The sequence below is a fragment of the Psychroflexus sp. MBR-150 genome, assembly GCF_053628795.1.
In genome coordinates this window covers 1-16,263 of the sequence record NZ_JBRJHB010000031.1, presented here as the reverse complement: position 1 = coordinate 16,263, position 16,263 = coordinate 1, and the positions used below count along the sequence as shown (strand labels likewise).

General features: G+C 32.3%; 13 protein-coding genes, 1 pseudogene and 1 riboswitch. Of the genes and pseudogenes, 3 read left to right on the top strand and 11 right to left on the bottom strand.

The genetic code is table 11. The features are described from left to right. Positions 1 to 236: 236 nt before the first annotated feature. Together ACSSV5_RS11790 and ACSSV5_RS11785 are read right to left on the bottom strand one after the other, a co-directional pair. On the bottom strand, positions 237 to 719 hold the full coding sequence (locus ACSSV5_RS11790) for a hypothetical protein (protein ID WP_454246026.1): 483 nt from the start codon (positions 717 to 719) through the stop codon (positions 237 to 239). Then, positions 716 to 1,483, bottom strand: coding sequence for a hypothetical protein (locus ACSSV5_RS11785; RefSeq protein ID WP_454246025.1), 768 nt, complete (start codon positions 1,481 to 1,483; stop codon positions 716 to 718). The genes ACSSV5_RS11790 and ACSSV5_RS11785 overlap by 4 nt, the downstream gene beginning before the upstream one ends. Positions 1,484 to 1,750: 267 nt before the next feature. Between ACSSV5_RS11785 and ppk1 the strand changes: the two genes are divergently transcribed. Further along, positions 1,751 to 3,796: a polyphosphate kinase 1 gene (gene ppk1, locus ACSSV5_RS11780; protein WP_454246024.1), complete on the top strand. Its 2,046-nt coding sequence runs from the start codon at positions 1,751 to 1,753 to the stop codon at positions 3,794 to 3,796. On the opposite strand, the gene ACSSV5_RS11775 is transcribed toward ppk1, so the two are convergent. The 9 genes from ACSSV5_RS11775 to ACSSV5_RS11735 form a co-directional block, all read right to left on the bottom strand. Beyond that, entirely contained in the window at positions 3,789 to 4,823 is a 1,035-nt protein-coding gene (locus tag ACSSV5_RS11775) for a YncE family protein (RefSeq protein ID WP_454246023.1), read from the bottom strand. The two genes, ppk1 and ACSSV5_RS11775, sit on opposite strands and share 8 nt — an antisense overlap. Before the next feature lie 11 nt (positions 4,824 to 4,834). Further along, positions 4,835 to 6,667 (bottom strand): TonB-dependent receptor plug domain-containing protein, encoded by a 1,833-nt coding sequence (locus ACSSV5_RS11770; protein ID WP_454246022.1) that lies wholly within the window; start codon positions 6,665 to 6,667, stop codon positions 4,835 to 4,837. A 35-nt stretch (positions 6,668 to 6,702) separates the two neighbouring features. Continuing rightward, a riboswitch (cobalamin riboswitch) is annotated at positions 6,703 to 6,917 on the bottom strand. A gap of 19 nt (positions 6,918 to 6,936) precedes the next feature. Further along, positions 6,937 to 7,626, bottom strand: coding sequence for an RluA family pseudouridine synthase (locus ACSSV5_RS11765; RefSeq protein WP_454246021.1), 690 nt, complete (start codon positions 7,624 to 7,626; stop codon positions 6,937 to 6,939). An 8-nt stretch (positions 7,627 to 7,634) separates the two neighbouring features. Continuing rightward, the gene (locus ACSSV5_RS11760) at positions 7,635 to 8,417 is read right to left on the bottom strand and encodes an alpha/beta hydrolase (protein ID WP_211066391.1); all 783 of its coding nucleotides are present in this window, start codon (positions 8,415 to 8,417) and stop codon (positions 7,635 to 7,637) included. Positions 8,418 to 8,421: 4 nt separating this feature from the next. Then, positions 8,422 to 8,865 carry a DUF2147 domain-containing protein gene (locus ACSSV5_RS11755; protein ID WP_454246020.1) on the bottom strand — a complete coding sequence of 148 codons (444 nt, stop codon included), beginning with the start codon at positions 8,863 to 8,865 and terminating at the stop codon, positions 8,422 to 8,424. 209 nt (positions 8,866 to 9,074) lie between these two features. Beyond that, positions 9,075 to 9,995, bottom strand: coding sequence for a YihY/virulence factor BrkB family protein (locus ACSSV5_RS11750; RefSeq protein WP_454246019.1), 921 nt, complete (start codon positions 9,993 to 9,995; stop codon positions 9,075 to 9,077). A gap of 1 nt (position 9,996) precedes the next feature. After that, positions 9,997 to 10,854: a carboxylating nicotinate-nucleotide diphosphorylase gene (gene nadC, locus ACSSV5_RS11745; protein ID WP_454246018.1), complete on the bottom strand. Its 858-nt coding sequence runs from the start codon at positions 10,852 to 10,854 to the stop codon at positions 9,997 to 9,999. A 117-nt stretch (positions 10,855 to 10,971) separates the two neighbouring features. Further along, the gene (locus tag ACSSV5_RS11740) at positions 10,972 to 12,399 is read right to left on the bottom strand and encodes an ArnT family glycosyltransferase (RefSeq protein ID WP_454246017.1); all 1,428 of its coding nucleotides are present in this window, start codon (positions 12,397 to 12,399) and stop codon (positions 10,972 to 10,974) included. Continuing rightward, positions 12,377 to 13,117 carry a glycosyltransferase gene (locus tag ACSSV5_RS11735; RefSeq protein ID WP_454246016.1) on the bottom strand — a complete coding sequence of 247 codons (741 nt, stop codon included), beginning with the start codon at positions 13,115 to 13,117 and terminating at the stop codon, positions 12,377 to 12,379. Before ACSSV5_RS11735 ends, ACSSV5_RS11740 begins: the two co-directional genes overlap by 23 nt. 331 nt (positions 13,118 to 13,448) lie before the next feature. Here ACSSV5_RS11735 and ACSSV5_RS11730 point away from each other — a divergent pair. Next, positions 13,449 to 14,037 (top strand): annotated as a pseudogene (locus ACSSV5_RS11730) (zeta toxin family protein). Positions 14,038 to 14,790: 753 nt separating this feature from the next. Further along, positions 14,791 to 15,933: a hypothetical protein gene (locus ACSSV5_RS11725; RefSeq protein WP_454246015.1), complete on the top strand. Its 1,143-nt coding sequence runs from the start codon at positions 14,791 to 14,793 to the stop codon at positions 15,931 to 15,933. The last annotated feature ends 330 nt before the right edge of the window (positions 15,934 to 16,263 follow it).

Below are 16,263 nucleotides of genomic sequence, written 5' to 3'. Positions count from 1 at the left end.
GTGCTTAACCGAAGTTCTGAGATTATTTGCTAACTTTGTTGAATGGCTGAAAAGTGGTGGCATTTTTGCACAGAACTACATATAGCCCAAACGTTAGCAATAATCCCTCATAGACTCATAGAAACTTTAGTCCCTCGGCTAACGTAAAATTGAGTAGGTTTAGGATTTAAAATTGAAATGTTGAATAAAATATAAATAACTGATTTACAGTGATATAATTTTACGTTAGTCAGAATTTAAAACAACCGTCCTAACTTATCATTTAGCGGAATAGACAAGTCTATAAACTTAAATTTCAAATTATGCGAGTCCGACAAAGGTTCAATCATTTTTGTTAATGATTTTCTGTCTTTAGTAACAAATGCGTCAATATTTCTATTGTGAATTTGAGAAAACAATTTAATATCGTTTATCACTACTTTTCTATCACCAAAATCACCGAATTTTCCGAGACTTCTCAAAGTTGCTAAAAATTGACCTGCAAATTTAGCGTCTGCATAATCAAATTCTAATAAGCGGAATGAATTCAAAGAGAGTAAATTATCTGGATTGTCACCAACTGCATACTCACTAACAACAATTGTAGAAAGATAAATTTCAATTCCATTTTCTAAAAAATATTCAAAATAATCTACTGTATTTTGATGAAAATCCGCATCTGACTTCAATAGCCTAATACAAAAGGAACTATCTAAAAGAACACTATTTATCCCTTTCATATTCCTTCAGCTTTAATATCATCTAACCAAGAATCTACGTTTGTAATTTTACTTAAATTAACAGACGCTTTTTCAATTACTTTATTTAAAAGAGATTTATTAAATACAGGCTTATACTGGATAAATTCGATTAATTCCAAATCTGTTAAGGAATCATCTTCAAAACTTTTTTTCCCACGAACTTTAATCCCATATGGCTTATATGTTTTTTTCTCACCATCCATTATTTGCTCTTTAGTAGCAGAGATTGTAAGATTTCCATACTTTTTCGTACTTATATGAAGATTCGGGTTTTTCCCACCTTCTTGATATATCTCACCATATAAATAAAATTCACTTTCATAAAAAGTTGGTGCAATCATCTCAAAATTAGTAGTATAATCAATAACTAAAGAAGATTCTTTAGACATTGAATTATTAAACTCAATCACATAACCTTCTTTTACTGCTATCTTTTGAAACTTGTCAATAATCGATTGACGTTTATAATCTAAAAAATCAAGATTATTTCTGTTCTTTATCTCGCTTGTTAAACCATTAAATAAAATAACTGCCGTAATTGGCAAAAAGAATTTATGTTTAGCAGAACCTTCTTCAATATCATATGAAATATGCGGTCGATTTTGTTTTTCCTTTCTGTTAGGATATAAGAAAGACTCTACATCTGATATAAAATCTTTAACCTCATTTATATCAATGTCTTTAGGACTTAAAGTGTTGTCCTTATTTGTAACTCTTAATTCTATGTATCCTTGTTCTTCCACGTGTCTAAAATACAAAATTACGGAATATAAAAAACTACAGCCAACAATGGGTATAAAAAATAGCTACTTAATTGCTGAATCCAATGTTTTGATTATATTTAAAAAGTTAATTATTAACCGAAAAGTCTCGCATATTTGCACGCTACTTTTCATACCCGAGACCGTTAAAAAATACTCTTTTCTGAAACAATAGCTACAACAAACTTAACCCTGTGGTAAAACTGTTTATGTCAATAATTATTAAGTTTGAAACTCAAAGCATAAAACATGGCAGACCTACCACTAAAGCACAGAGATATAGATTGGCTAAGCTTTAACCAAAGATTTCTACAAGAAGCCGAAGACCAAAATAATCCACTTTATGAACGCTTAAAATTTTTAGCAATTTTTTCATCAAATTTAGACGAGTTTTTTAAAGTTAGAGTTTCTCTATTACGTCAAATTAAAAGACTTGATAAATCTCAAAGAAAAAAATCAGCACTGAAACCAAACAAAACTCTCAAAACCATTCAAAAAATTATAAAACAACAACAAATTCAGTTTGAGCATATTTTTTTTAAACATATCATTCCGCAGTTAAAAATCAATCGCATAGAGCTAATCACTGACAGCGATTCTATCCATCAGATTTATGATCAAATCGCCCATTATTTTAAAACTCATATCGCTGATCTTATAACTCCTAAAATCATTAAAAGCAGTGACAAGAAAAGCGTTTTTTTAAAAAATGAAGAACTGTATTTATTTGTAGATTTTGGAGAAGAAGATTGTTTTGGTTTAGTTGATATTCCTTCAAAATTATCGCGTTTTGTAAACATTGAAAGCCAAGACAACAACTTTAAAATCCTTGTTATAGATGATATCATAAAACAACATTGCAAATATTTATTTAAACACAAAACCTTTGTAAGGGCTTATCAAATCAAACTATCTCGTGATACAGAGTTGTTTGTTGAAGATGAGTTTGAAGGTGAACTTAAAGAAAAAATTTTAGAGTCTTTTTCTAAAACAGATATCAACCAAGCTACAAGAATACTTTATGATTTCAACATCCCACAACAGCAACTCAAATTTTTAAAACACTACTTTAAACTTACAAAAGTAGATTTGATGCCTGGTGGAAGATATCTCAACTTCAAAGATTTTTTTGATTTTTCAGATCCAACTCAAAACAAAAATCTGCACAACAAAGATTTAAAACCGATTCCACATAAAATATTAAGTTCTAACAAAGATTTTTTTACAGCCATTAAGGCTCAAGATCAACTGGTTCATTATCCTTATATGTCTTTTGATATTTTAGAAAATTTTGTAAAACAAGCAGCTGAAGATGAGCATGTCAAAGAGATCAAAATCACTCTTTATCGTATTGGCAAAACCTCAAAACTCACCTCTTCTCTATTGAAGGCTCTTAGCAAAGGCAAAAAACTTACTGTTTTTATCGAAACCAAAGCAAGATTTGATAAGCAAAACAATTTTGAATGGGGCAAACAACTTAAAGACTATGGTGCTCAGGTGATATACAGTTCTCCTAAAATCAATATACATTCCAAAATCCTTATTGTCAGCAGGCAAGAATTAGACAAAGTTAAACAATACGCCTATATTGGAACGGGAGATTTTAATGCTAAAACTTCTAAAATCTACTGCGATCACGGTCTTTTTACTGCCGATGAAAAAATTACTCAAGAGCTTATTCGCGTTTTTCAAGTTATTGAGGGCGAGCTGATTATACCTCGGGTAAAAAAGCTAATGGTTTCTCCATTCAATACCCGTAAACGCTTTGATAAACTGATTTTAAAAGAAATAGATCAAGCTAAACTGAGTAAACCTGCTAAAATTACCGCCAAAATGAATAGTCTTGAAGATGAAAACATTATTAAACTATTGTACAAAGCTTCAAAAAACGGCGTAAAAGTAAGGCTTGTTGTTAGAAGCCTTTGTTGTTTGATTCCTGATTTAGAAAATATTAGTGAAAACATTACAGTCACTAGTATTATTGACCAATTTATAGAACACGGACGAATATACAATTTTTATAGTGGTGGAAAAGATAAAATTTTTATAGGAAGTGCAGACTTGATGACACGCAACATAGACAGAGGTATTGAAGTGCTAACTCCTATATACAATGACAATCTAAAACAAGAACTCAAAGATATTTTAGAGTTGCAATGCCAAGACAATATTAAAGCCCGAATAATTGATAAAGATGCTCAGAATAAGTATGTTGTTAGACATGATGATATGCCTGTAATACGCTCACAAATGGCTATCTATCAATATTTAAAACAAAAACATGACTCTAATTGAAGTAAAATCCATTTGGAGCTAATCCCACATTTGTTTCAAATATAAAATTGCCTTCAACATCATAAATTTCAACAAAACCATCTGACACAAAATCCTTAGCATCACTGATATATATAAATCCATCATTAACTTCAAATCCATACATTGTGCCAAATTCTGAAGAAGAATTATACGACAAAAGGGGTTCGTTATTTAAAGTGCTTGATGATAGCTGAGTTTTATAAACCGAATTTTCATATGTATAATAGATATTATCGTTGAAAATTCTTAAATTCTTGGCACCATATAGCTCATTATCTAATGTTTTGGTGCTTGATATGTCTAATGTGTTTAAGTCTATTTGATCTATACCAGACTCATGTAACGCATACAGAAAATTGCCATAAACAACTATATTTTGCAACCCAATATTGGTTTCAATTTGTGAGGTTACACTATTATTATTAGGATTTATAACCGAAATCTTGTTTCCAAAACCATAAGCTGCATTTTGAACATAAATCAATTGCCCATCGGTTTTTATAAATTCAACTGTTTCTCCAATATTGATAATATTTTCAACTTCTAATGCATTGATGTCTATAATAGCCACAAAATCATCATCACTTGCATTAAAAGAGGCTTGATTAGTAACATAGGCTTTGCCATCCTTAACCAAACCATACCGTGGCACATCTAAGCCCGTAGTGATTTCACCAAGCTTTTCAAAACTAAACCGATCGACTACAGTTATTAAATTAGAGCCATTTGAAATGATATAAGCCCTGTTGTTGTCATCAAAAAATATACTCTGAGCAAACTGACCTAAAGTTTCATCAGGATTAATGCTCGAAAAAATGTTTTGCTCAATCCTCGAAAAATCATTTGAAATATAGGTAACATCTCCTTCTCCGCCTTCATTTAAAACAAAAACACCTTCGTCAAATTCAACAGATGGTTCAGGAATATTAGAAACATCGTCGTCTGAAGAACAGGATAAAAATATTAGGCTTGTCAAAAAAATAAAAATGGTTGTCTTAGTTTTCATAGTTTTAAAATTTAGAATTGTGTGTTTAAACTGATATGTATTGATCGACCAGGCATTGGTCTGTTATTTACTGTTTCGTAGGCTAAATCAAATATATTTTGAAGCCTAAGACTTAGTTCAGAATGTAAAAACTCTGGAATTTGGCGTGAAACTTGAAAATCAAACAAGTTATAGGCTGAAACTTTTTTATTTGGATTATTGTCAGACTGTGTAAATACCGAACCAGTATATCGCCAATAGAGTTGGCTAGACCAAAGGCGATTGACATAAGATAGTTCTGCGTTGGCTTGATGATACGGAACGTAAATCAATTGCTTTCCTGTATCTTGATTTTCTGAAATGGTATAAGCATATTGACCTTTAAATTTTAAAGAAGATAGACTGGTCAATGGCATTTGATACCCAACAGAGGTTTCTACACCATAAGTTTGCACCTGGTCTGTGTTTAGTGGTCTCCAAATATTTTCTGCATCGGGTAGCCATCTTATCATATCGTTGATATCGTTATAAAATCCAGTTGATGAAAAACTTAAACGCTCAAAACTAAAATCTGCACCCAACTCGGTTTGATATGAAGTTTCTGCATCCAAATTTGGATTTCCACCATTGATCCAAAACAGATCATTGAATGTTGGCAATCGGTAGTCTTTTGAAGCATGCCAACGTATGGTCAAATTTGTATTGGGTTGGTATGATGTCCCTAAACTCAATAAAAACGGATTTTTAAAATCATCATTAACGTCTTGTCTTAAAGAGACTTCATAATCAAACTTTTTGTTGATTTGATGTTGAAACAACACCGAAACTCCAGCAATATCTCTATCAGCATCAAAGAGTTGATCACTTTCAGATTGGCTGTTTTGATAATGAAGAACAGAATTAATCTTTATCTTTTTTAGCTCAATCCAAAACTCATATTGAAACCATTGCGTTGTAAGTTTGGAAGACGTTGATGTGTTGCGGTTCAGATTATCGTAATATGTAAAATCTTCTGTCAATAAAGCCAGTTTTAACTTTGATTGATAATTTTTCCAACGACTTTGCCATTCCAACATATTTCTAGTATCATTATTATCAAACTTGGTTTTAGGATCACTATGTGTGATAAGCGAAAAGTGACGTTCGCCAAAGGTATAATTGCCAAAATACTTTAACTGATTGTTATTGCTCAGTTCAAAGTTGACAATTGCATCAAGACTATTGATATTAAACTTACCATTTTCATTTCGTCGGTTTTGCGAAGGGATTTTATAGTCGTTATCAGATTGTTTTCTGGCAAAAGCCAATTTGAATTGAATCTTATCAAATTGATTTTGATAACTATATTTAGTTTCAAATGTGTTAAAACTACCATAGACCGACTGAAAATGATGTTCTTCTTTAAGCTCCTTTGGTAAATCTTGATTAAGATGAATGCTTCCACCTATAGCACCAGTGCCATAAAACACGCTGCCACCACCATATTTTATAGCTATTGATGAAAAATTTGCACTGAGCAAGGTATTAAAATCTGTTTGACCTGTCAATTGTGAATTGATATTTATACCATTCCAAATCACAGCCGTTTGTGAAGCAGTAGTTCCTCTGAATGCGGGCGAAGAAACCATGCCATAACCATTTTGTTTAAAATATATCATACTGTGCTGTTGTAATAAATCTGTCAAGGCAAAGGAAGACTTTTGAATTTCTGAATCTGAAATTTGGGTTTGTTTTTGCCCAATATTAAATACTTTTAAATGTTGATCTGACAAATAAATCGTATCTAAAGTCTGAACATGATGGTGTTGAGCCCATAAAATTGATGAGCCTAAGATTGCAAAAACTAAAACAGATTTACTAAACATAACTTCCAAAAACCTCTATCCCGAAGGTTTTATGAATTGATTTAGGCATCTTGGCAGGTCTCCTGGCTTGCGTCTTTACAAAAAACCTTCCCGTTATAAAACAGTGGTGCGAAGTGATTTGTAAAGCATACTGACAAGGTTGTCAGCACAAAGTTTACAGTTGCGGGAACAGCTATCGATTTTCACGATATTCCCTTTTAATTTACAATTCTAAAACAGAATTTGCAAAACCAAATGCAGGACAAATGTAAGTATTTTTTGTTTGTTTTTTAATGTTTTTCTTCTACATTTTGCCACAATCTATCATCAGGCAATTTGGCTTCAAAACACATTTTCTCTTTTTTTGTTGGATGAATAAGGCATAACTTTTTGGCGTGAAGGTGAATACCGCCGTCTGGATTGCTGCGTTTGGCTCCGTATTTTAAATCGCCTTTGATAGGACTGCCAATATAAGAGAGTTGCGAGCGTATTTGATGATGACGACCCGTTTCTATCTCAATTTCTAAAAGATGATAATGCTCTAAAGACTTCAGAACCTTGTATTTTAGAATGGCTTGTTTTGAGCTTGGAATTTCTTTGGGATAGGCGTATGATTTGTTCTGTTTGGGATTACGCTTTAAATAATGCGTGAGGCGAGCTTGATTTTTATCAGGTTTGTTTTTGACCATTGCCCAATATATCTTTTGGGTTTGGCGTTCGCTAAATTGTTTGTTGAGTCGTGATAAGGCTTTAGAGGTTTTGGCAAATAGCAAAACTCCACTTGTAGGTCGGTCTAATCTGTGGACTACGCCCAAATAGACATTGCCAGCCTTGTTGTATTTGTGTTTGAGATAGGTTTTTACGGTTTCACTAAGTGGCTCGTCGCCTGTTGAATCGCCTTGCACTAAACGCCCAACGGGTTTATTGACAACAATTATATGATTATCTTCAAAAATGATGTCAAGCGACTGTTTTGACAAACTCTGCTTTATTTTATGCTATTCAAAAACGCTTTTAAAGACGCCCAATATTCTTCGCTGTGTATCTGATTAACCCATAAGGCTTTTGAACCGTGATGACCTTTTTGTTTTGGGATGAATTGGGTTTGATTTTGTTGTAGATTATTGTGATTTACTAATTGAGACAATAATTTAGATTCTTCTAAAGATGATGTTACCCAAAATGGTTGTTTGAGTTCTTTAAAAACAATACTTAAATTTTCGCGTTTGTCGCCAAAATAATTACCTGGACTGAAACTTATTACGGCTTTGACTTTCTCGGGATATTTTTTAGCAACAAAAAACACCAAAGCTGATGAATAAGAACTTCCCCATAAAATGACAGGTTGCTTGGTTTTTTGATATAAATAATCTAATGCCGCTTCTATGTCTTGTTGTGCATCAACATAATCTGTTGATATGCCTTGGGCTTTGGCTCTTTCAAAAGTTTGATTGGACTCGCCTGCAAAATCTCCACCTGAGCGTTGATCAATGGCTAAGGCGGTGTAGCCCATTTCACGTAGTCTTGGTGCAATATCGGCATATTCTTGTTTGTTGTATCGTGCCTGATGACATAGCAAAATTGGTTGGGCTTTGGATTGTGCTTGATAGAGACGTGCCGAAATTTCTAATCCATCTTTTGATGGAAAAGTAAGCGTTTCATAGCTTGTGTCAATGTTTAAAGCTTTAGGGTTTGGGGTTTTTTGCAAACTGTTTTGAGATATTGCCATTAGTGTTACAAAAAAAGTTAAAAAAGTTAAATACAGTTTCATATCATTAACCTTTAAGATAATCGTTTATATTTTCTACTCTTTGCCAATATTGTGTTCTGTAAAAAAATGCCCAATAGCCTCTGACATTCAAAACATCTTTATTGTCTTGAACTATCCAAATTTTGCAAGTGTAGGTTTTTCCGTTTTCTGGATCGGTGATTTCACCATCAACACATTCATTACCTTTGGGTTTAAGATCTTCGATAATAACTAAACCTTCAATGGGTTTATCCTTTTTATCGCCTTTACACTTTGTACATAATCTGTCTCGTCTAGATTCATTGAGAATGCGGAGTACTTTGCCTTCAATATTACCGTTTTCTGTTTTATATACTTTTACAATTGATTTTGCTTCACCATCTTCATCAACAGTTTTCCAATAACCTTCAAATTGTTGAGCTACTGATATTTGGCATATTAAAATTGTGGCTAAAATGTATTTTATCATAACTAAATTGTTTTGTCAAATTTAACATTTCTTCTTATAAATCTATCATCTTTTGCTAAGTTTTTTTTAAAAAAAAATCAAACACCAAATTTTGCTTGCTTGTAAGCATGGCTTTTTATAAAGATTTGAGCATCTCCATTTTTTTTGCTCAGATATAAAACTTCTATATATAAATCCATAAAAAAATGATTTGACAAAAAATGTAGAAATCAAGATTGTTTTTTGAGTTTTTGTATGCTGGCATTGAGTTCAAAACCCAGTAAAAATATATTAGAGTTTAGCCAAATATAAATCATCAAAATTAATAATGCACCAATTGAGCCATACAATTTGTTATAATTAGAAAAATTTTCTATATAAAACGAAAACAAATAGGTTGTTATGGTAATCAAGAAAGTCGTGAACAATGCTCCGATTGAGAAAAAACTAGACTCTCGCCCTTCTCTGGTTCCAAAGTAATACAAAATGGCAATTCCTAAATAAAGCATGATCAGCAATGTGGCATATCGACCAATTTCAGCCCATAAAATAGTGTCGCCAACAATGCCGAGATCTGTTAAGTTTTCAATCATATAGGTAAAGTAAATTGTAACCGCTACCGAAATTAAAAGTAAAATCGCAATAATCAAAGCTACGCCAACAGCTACAATATATTGGCGTATAATTGTGCGATTGATTTTGGTATGATAAGAAAACTCAAAACTGGTAAAAATGGCATTGACACCATTTGACATTAAAAAAATAGACAATAAAAAAACAAAAGACAACAAGCCAGCTCTTGGATTGTTGGCAATATCAAGAAAAATTTCATTAAAAAAATTTGCTGCTTGTGTAGGCAATAAATCTTCTATAAAATAAAGGACTTCATCTTGAAAATTATCTATAAACGTAATGAAAGGAATCAGGTTTAAAATAAACAATAAAAACGGAAAAATAGCCATAAAAAAACTAAAAGCAATGGAGCTTGCCCGTGTTGAAAATGTGCCTTTTATGATGCCAAACAAATACAGTTTAATCAAATCATAAAGAGTAAATCCTTCTAATTTTGGCAGTTTAATTTTCTTGCATACTTTCGCAATATCTTTAACAATTGGTGTTTTTGATAGGCTTTTGTCTAAACTGTCTGGCATTTTAAATCGCTTTAAGGCTCATGTCCATATTATGAACCGAATGTGTTAAGGCTCCACTTGATATAAAATCTACACCACAATCAGCATATTGCTTTGCCGTTTCTAAAGTAATGCCACCGCTGGATTCTGTGTAGCACTTCTGCCCTATCATGTCCACAGCTTTTTTGGTGTCTTGATAATTGAAATTGTCGAGCAAAATTCTATATACATTATCTTGTTTTAAAATCAATTCAACTTCTTCTAAGTTTCTTGCTTCAACGATAATCTTTAAATCTAAATGATGTGTTTTTAAGTATTTGTTAGTTTTTTGAATAGCTTGAGCAATGCCACCAGCAAAATCGATATGATTGTCTTTCAGCATAATCATATCATAAAGGGCAAAACGATGATTGACGCCACCGCCGATTTTTACTGCCCATTTTTCAAGGGCACGAATGCCTGGCGTGGTTTTTCGTGTATCTAAAATTTGAGTTTTTGTGTCTTTGAGTTGCTCAACAAATCTATGGGTTTTGGTTGCAATTGCACTCATACGCTGCATTGCGTTTAAAACCAAACGTTCAGATTTTAAGATGGATTGGCTTGAACCTGATACTGTAAATGCCACATCAGCATTATCAACTTTATCTCCATCATTAAGAAGTGTTTTAACTTCTATTTCAGCATCGACATAGTTAAAAACTTGTTTTGCAAAATCGATTCCTGCGATAACGCCATTGTCTTTGATTAGAAGTTGAGCTTTACCTTCAGCATCATTTGGAATACAAGCCAAAGACGAATAATCGCCATCGCCAACATCTTCTCTAACCGCATTTTCTATTATCAAATCAATTTCTTTTTGAAATTGTTTATCACTTATCATACAAAAACTTTTAGATTACAAAGTTAATGGAAATCTATTCAAAAAAATATAATATAAGTTACTAATCAAAGCATATTGATCAGACATTTAAAAATGCAAATTATCTTTTAAATCAATTTAGAATTGAGAGTTTGTTGAAAACATAATTTCTTTTTTTTGTATCAGGTATAATTTGGCATGTGCATTAGAATCTACTATATCCAATTGTTTAAATTGAGAAGGACTGACGTTCTTCAAATCTCTTTTTTTTATAATTAATGCAAATGGTTTTTGCGGTAAACTCTTTTGTTTAAAGGCTTTAATACTAATGTTTTTAATCTTTCCTTCACTATAAAACTGACTAGAATAGCTTTTTTTATTCAAATAATAAATTTTGTAGTCAGATAAGGTCTCATGATTTAAGATGTATTTGTCTGTTTTTGTGTAATATTTCACATCGCTGAACAACAGAAATATTGTTGTAGCAAAAACAATCAAAATTGGAAAAATAAGACTCAACCGAATGGCTAATTTTTTGTGATTGTAAGTTGGCCAATAATAGCTTATCAATAAAGCGATAGGAACTATTGACGGTAAAATATAAGTGTGGATCAAACTGCTTGAAAAGGTAAAGAAAAAAGGCGTCCACAATAACCAAAGCAAAAGAAAGCTTACCCATTTGTTTTGTAGGATTTGTCTTTTAGATTCCCAAAGTTTTACAGCCAAAATCTGTATCCAAGGAAACGCAAACGCAAATAAAAAAAACCATATTATACCCAAGGCTTGTGTTTTGGCAAAACCGTACTTATCACCTTCCCAACCGTCTGAGTCAAAAAAACGCTTAAAATGCTCGCCAATGATAAAATATTCAAGAAAACCTTTTGTTTCTTGCTCTGCTAGATAATACCAAGGAACTGCTATGAGTAGCATCAATAAAAGTCCTGAAATTAATGGCGTATTTTTAAAAAAAATTTTGAATTGCTTGTGATAAATTGTAAAAATAAAAATTGGTGGAATGGTTAATATGAATATGATAGGACCTTTAGCCAAAAGCCCAAAACCTAAAAACACATAAAATAGATAGCTCCAATGGTTAATTTTTTGAGCATTAATCGTTTTCCAAAAACTAAGAAAAACCATTGTTACACACAAAGATAAAAGCAGATCGGTTGACACCACGCCAGCATGCAACAAAAACTCTGGAATGGTTAATAAAACAAAGGCACAGACCAAACGTGCTTTACCGGATTTTACAAACTTAGAAACGATATAAAGTATGAGAATGGAAGCTAATAGATAAGGCAAACGCACAGCAAACTCATTTACGCCAAATACTTCCATACTTAAAGCCGACAGCCATGTTGATAAGGGTGGTTTAGCCCAAAAAGGTACACCGTAATCTATTTGTGGTGTAATGTAATTATTGGTTTCTTGCATGATTCTGGCAATCTCTGCATACCTTGCCTCTGTCTTGTCCATCAGAGGAACTATGGCATTGAGAAATCCTCTTAAAACAACTAAGAATACAATACCAAATTCATATTTATATTTTTTTATTAACGCCATGATATTTTTTATTAATTAAATAAAATTCATACCACATTCTAAAAAAATACATCAGTTTTACTTTAGAATCTCCTACATCTATCCATGATTTTAAAGGAATTTCTCTGGATATGAGTTTTAATTCAGTTTTAGGAAACATTTGCATAATGCGAAAAAATATCTCTACATCAAACAACCACTTTGAGATAAATGGATTTTCAAAAATCTTAAAGGCTAAACCGCTCTTAAAAATTTTACATCCGCACTGGGTATCATAAACAGCAATCCCTAAAATATTCGAAATAGTGGTAGCAACCATACGTCCTGAATAATGCCTAAAAGGAGAACGGATAATCGTATTATCAACTTTTGAAATTCGAGACCCAAAAACAAATTGTATATCATCATCGATGTATTGAGACAATTCACAACATTCTTCTAATGAAACCGACAAATCAGCATCGATATAGGCAATTTTATAAGGATTTAAATTTTGATTTTTAATATATAATACTGCAGATCTGATCGCTTCTGCCTTGCCTTGATTTCTTTCAGAAACAAAAACATGCACTCTATCTTTAAAGACTTCTTGGATTTCTTTTAAAACAGAAACCGTGTAATCTGATGAACCGTCATCAGAAAAAATGAGATTGACATGGGGAATGTGTTTTAAAAATTTTAAATAAGCTTTCTTGTTAATTCTCTGGTATTCATTAAAACAAGGAACAATTATATGCATATTTAATATTTAAAGGTAACCTATTGAATCACAGTAATTTAATTAATTATTAGAAACCAAACCCATTTTAAAGAAACCAAATATAAATCTATATTCTATACCATACATCAAAACAGTATTCAAAGTTGTTTTAAACACTTAATTTATAAACCTGTATATCAATTTTAAGCACTTCATTGGTTGGAATTTTCTTTTGAAACTGTGTTGTTAATAACACGATTTTCATTAAAAAAAGATTGTCTATAATTCTCCTTTTTGTAAATTTTATGCATATTGTAGTATATAAAAATACTTGAGCAAGAATCATAAAAATAACTAACTTTGCAAAAGAATGGATGAAAAAAATCTTTACATAATTGCTAGATGTAACGGTGCTGGAAAAACTACGGCTTCATTTACAATTTTACCAGAAATTATACATTGTAGAGAGTTTATTAATGCTGACGAAATAGCTAAAGGGATATCTCCCTTTCAACCATAAAAAAGTAGCTTTTGAGTCAGGACGAATAATGATTGATAGAATAAATGAGCTCTTGAACGAAAACGAAAGCTTTGCTTTTGAAACAACATTATCCACAAAAAGCCATAAAAACAGAATTTTAAAAGCAAAACATCAGGGCTATACTGTAAGCTTACTTTTTTTTTAGCTTAACAACATAAAGCTTGCAAAAGAACGAGTAAAGATAAGAGTTTTGGAAGGTGGACACAGTATTCCTGATGAAGTAATCGAAAGAAGGTATTTAAAAGGAATTAAAAATCTATATGATATCTATTTAAATATTGTGGACGGAACTCTAATTTTTGATAATTCTTTCGGTAAACACGAACTTATTGCTCAAAAAATAGAGCAAGAAGACATTATAATTTTTGACCACCAAAAGTATAACCAATTAAAGAGTTATTATGACAAAAAGAGATAAACAAATAGAATTGAAAGACAAAATTGTGGTTGGTCTTGAAAAGGTGTATGAGTGCCTGATTGAGTATAAAAAAGAGAAAAATAGCAAGCTTGTAATTATGAAAGGTGATAAAAAGGTGATAAAATAGTAAAAGTTAAACCTTAACAATCATTATTCAAATATTGACCGCAAGAAATTGAAATCATAGAAAATGGATAAATCCATTCACAATCGAATATTTGCAAACCATAGGAAAAGAATACAAGGTTGATTTATGCATTGCTGACAGGAAAAATATTAAATAACGTGAGTTCGATATAAATTCCAATAAAATACAGATATGTAATCATTTGTCATGTCGATAGGGCGAAGCATGAGTGACGAGACATCTCAGTAGGATGAGATTTCTCCTCATTCTTCGTCGAAATGACAAACAAAAATATGTAATCATTTGTCATGTCGATAGAGCGAAGCATGAGCGATGAGACATCTCAGTAGGATGAGATTTCTCCTCATTCTTCGTCGAAATGACAAAATTTGCTAACAAAAAGATCTAATCATATGATTTACAACCTTCAATAAATATAACTCACGTTAAATAAATACAACTTTTAAATTTGGCTTAAAAATATATTTTGTTTTTTTTTAAAAAAATTGGATGATATGTTTTTTTATAATAAATTTGACACGGTATTAATAACAAATAATTAAAATTATAACATATTAAATACCAAAAACTTAAATATATGTCTGTCAGATTAAAAAAACAAATTCATGAAAACTTCAAATCACAACAACAGCAAAAATTCCCTTTGGGTAAGTAAATCCTTAAGTAAAACTTTTTTTATTTTAATAACATTATTGGCTTTTGTCATTAGTTCATGTAGTAGCAGTGACGATGAAAACGATGATAATGGAGGCGGTGATGTACCAGTAGTAGATGATAGTGGTATCTTAGAAAACCTCCGTATTACCAATCTTGATTCTAATACATTCCCATGGAATAGTGCACAATCTCTCACTAACGAATGTAGCCTCATCAGTTTGACTAATGGCAAAACAAAACGTTGGGATATTGAGGGTCAAGGTCTTATCCCTGTAAAAATCAACAACCTTTCATCTGTACCACAAGCTTTAGATCTGATAGAAGAAAACTTGGGAATGCCGTTGTTTGACAGAACAAGCATAGCCAACACGCCAGATGAAGATATTACACAAGGTATCGTTTTTGGTGCTGAAGAAGAAGTCGGTTCATATAGTTACCTGTTTAATAATAGTTCTGGTTGTGGTAATGTTTCGTTTAAAGCCACCACAGAATATCTCAGTCAAGATTTTGAATTAGAGTACGATGTTGATGGAAATATCGTTGGGTATGATTATCCAGTATTGGGGCAAGCTTATGATGTTAATGGCACTGCTGTGGGCAATGTTTTGGACGGCTCGCCTTACATTTTTGATAACAACAATGTAGTTGTCGGCATCTTAGCTCAAGAAAGTCAACTGCTCTACGATATCAATGGAAAAGCCATTTGCACATCACTCTCAGGAAGTCCACTATTTGATGCAAATGAAACCGCTATTGGTACCACTGTAGAAGGTAGCGAGGACGGTTTTTTTAGCCTTGATAGTCAAAAAAATTATGGATATTATGACGCCTCAGGACGCATCAATGGGGTTATTTTAGTACGTCTTGATACCATGCAGTGTGAATTCAGCAGTGATGAAGATGAAATAGAAATGATTGTCAACAAGTTGGGATATGCTTTGGGTATGGGCACCAATTTTGACGGGTTTGGTAGTTTTAATGCATCAGGGAATTTTGATATCAATGCCAACTTTTGGAATGTACTCAATACCTTGTATCACAATCCTATAGGAAGCGATGAAGATTCTGTGGTTATTTATAAGCTTAATTAGGTAGTTTGTCATTCCGTTTGTCATTCCGTTTGTCATTCCGACGATAGTATGTCATTCCGACGGCAGGATGTCATTCCGACGATCGGTTGTCATTCCGACGGCAGGAGGAATCTCTCTTTCACGTATTGGTTTTCATTTCACTGAAAGATTCCTCTACCGAGACTTCGGTATCAGAATGACAAGGGAATGTCATTCCGACGGCAGGATGTCATTCCGACGGCAGGAGGAATCTTTCTCACGTATTGGGGTTCGGTTCACTGAGAGATTCTTCACTTCGCAGGCTCCGTTCAGAATGACAAGATTGGTTTTCATTTCACTGAGAGATTCTTC

What these genes read in the sequence shown, in the direction of transcription:
- ACSSV5_RS11790 (WP_454246026.1), bottom strand. Translation starts at nt 719, where the DNA reads ATGAAAGGGATAAATAGTGTTCTTTTAGATAGTTCCTTTTGTATTAGG.
- ppk1 (WP_454246024.1), top strand. Translation starts at nt 1,751, where the DNA reads ATGGCAGACCTACCACTAAAGCACAGAGATATAGATTGGCTAAGCTTT.
- ACSSV5_RS11775 (WP_454246023.1), bottom strand. Translation starts at nt 4,823, where the DNA reads ATGAAAACTAAGACAACCATTTTTATTTTTTTGACAAGCCTAATATTT.
- ACSSV5_RS11770 (WP_454246022.1), bottom strand. Translation starts at nt 6,667, where the DNA reads ATGTTTAGTAAATCTGTTTTAGTTTTTGCAATCTTAGGCTCATCAATT.
- ACSSV5_RS11760 (WP_211066391.1), bottom strand. Translation starts at nt 8,417, where the DNA reads ATGAAACTGTATTTAACTTTTTTAACTTTTTTTGTAACACTAATGGCA.
- ACSSV5_RS11755 (WP_454246020.1), bottom strand. Translation starts at nt 8,865, where the DNA reads ATGATAAAATACATTTTAGCCACAATTTTAATATGCCAAATATCAGTA.
- ACSSV5_RS11750 (WP_454246019.1), bottom strand. Translation starts at nt 9,995, where the DNA reads ATGCCAGACAGTTTAGACAAAAGCCTATCAAAAACACCAATTGTTAAA.
- nadC (WP_454246018.1), bottom strand. Translation starts at nt 10,854, where the DNA reads ATGATAAGTGATAAACAATTTCAAAAAGAAATTGATTTGATAATAGAA.
- ACSSV5_RS11740 (WP_454246017.1), bottom strand. Translation starts at nt 12,399, where the DNA reads ATGGCGTTAATAAAAAAATATAAATATGAATTTGGTATTGTATTCTTA.
- ACSSV5_RS11735 (WP_454246016.1), bottom strand. Translation starts at nt 13,117, where the DNA reads ATGCATATAATTGTTCCTTGTTTTAATGAATACCAGAGAATTAACAAG.
- ACSSV5_RS11725 (WP_454246015.1), top strand. Translation starts at nt 14,791, where the DNA reads ATGAAAACTTCAAATCACAACAACAGCAAAAATTCCCTTTGGGTAAGT.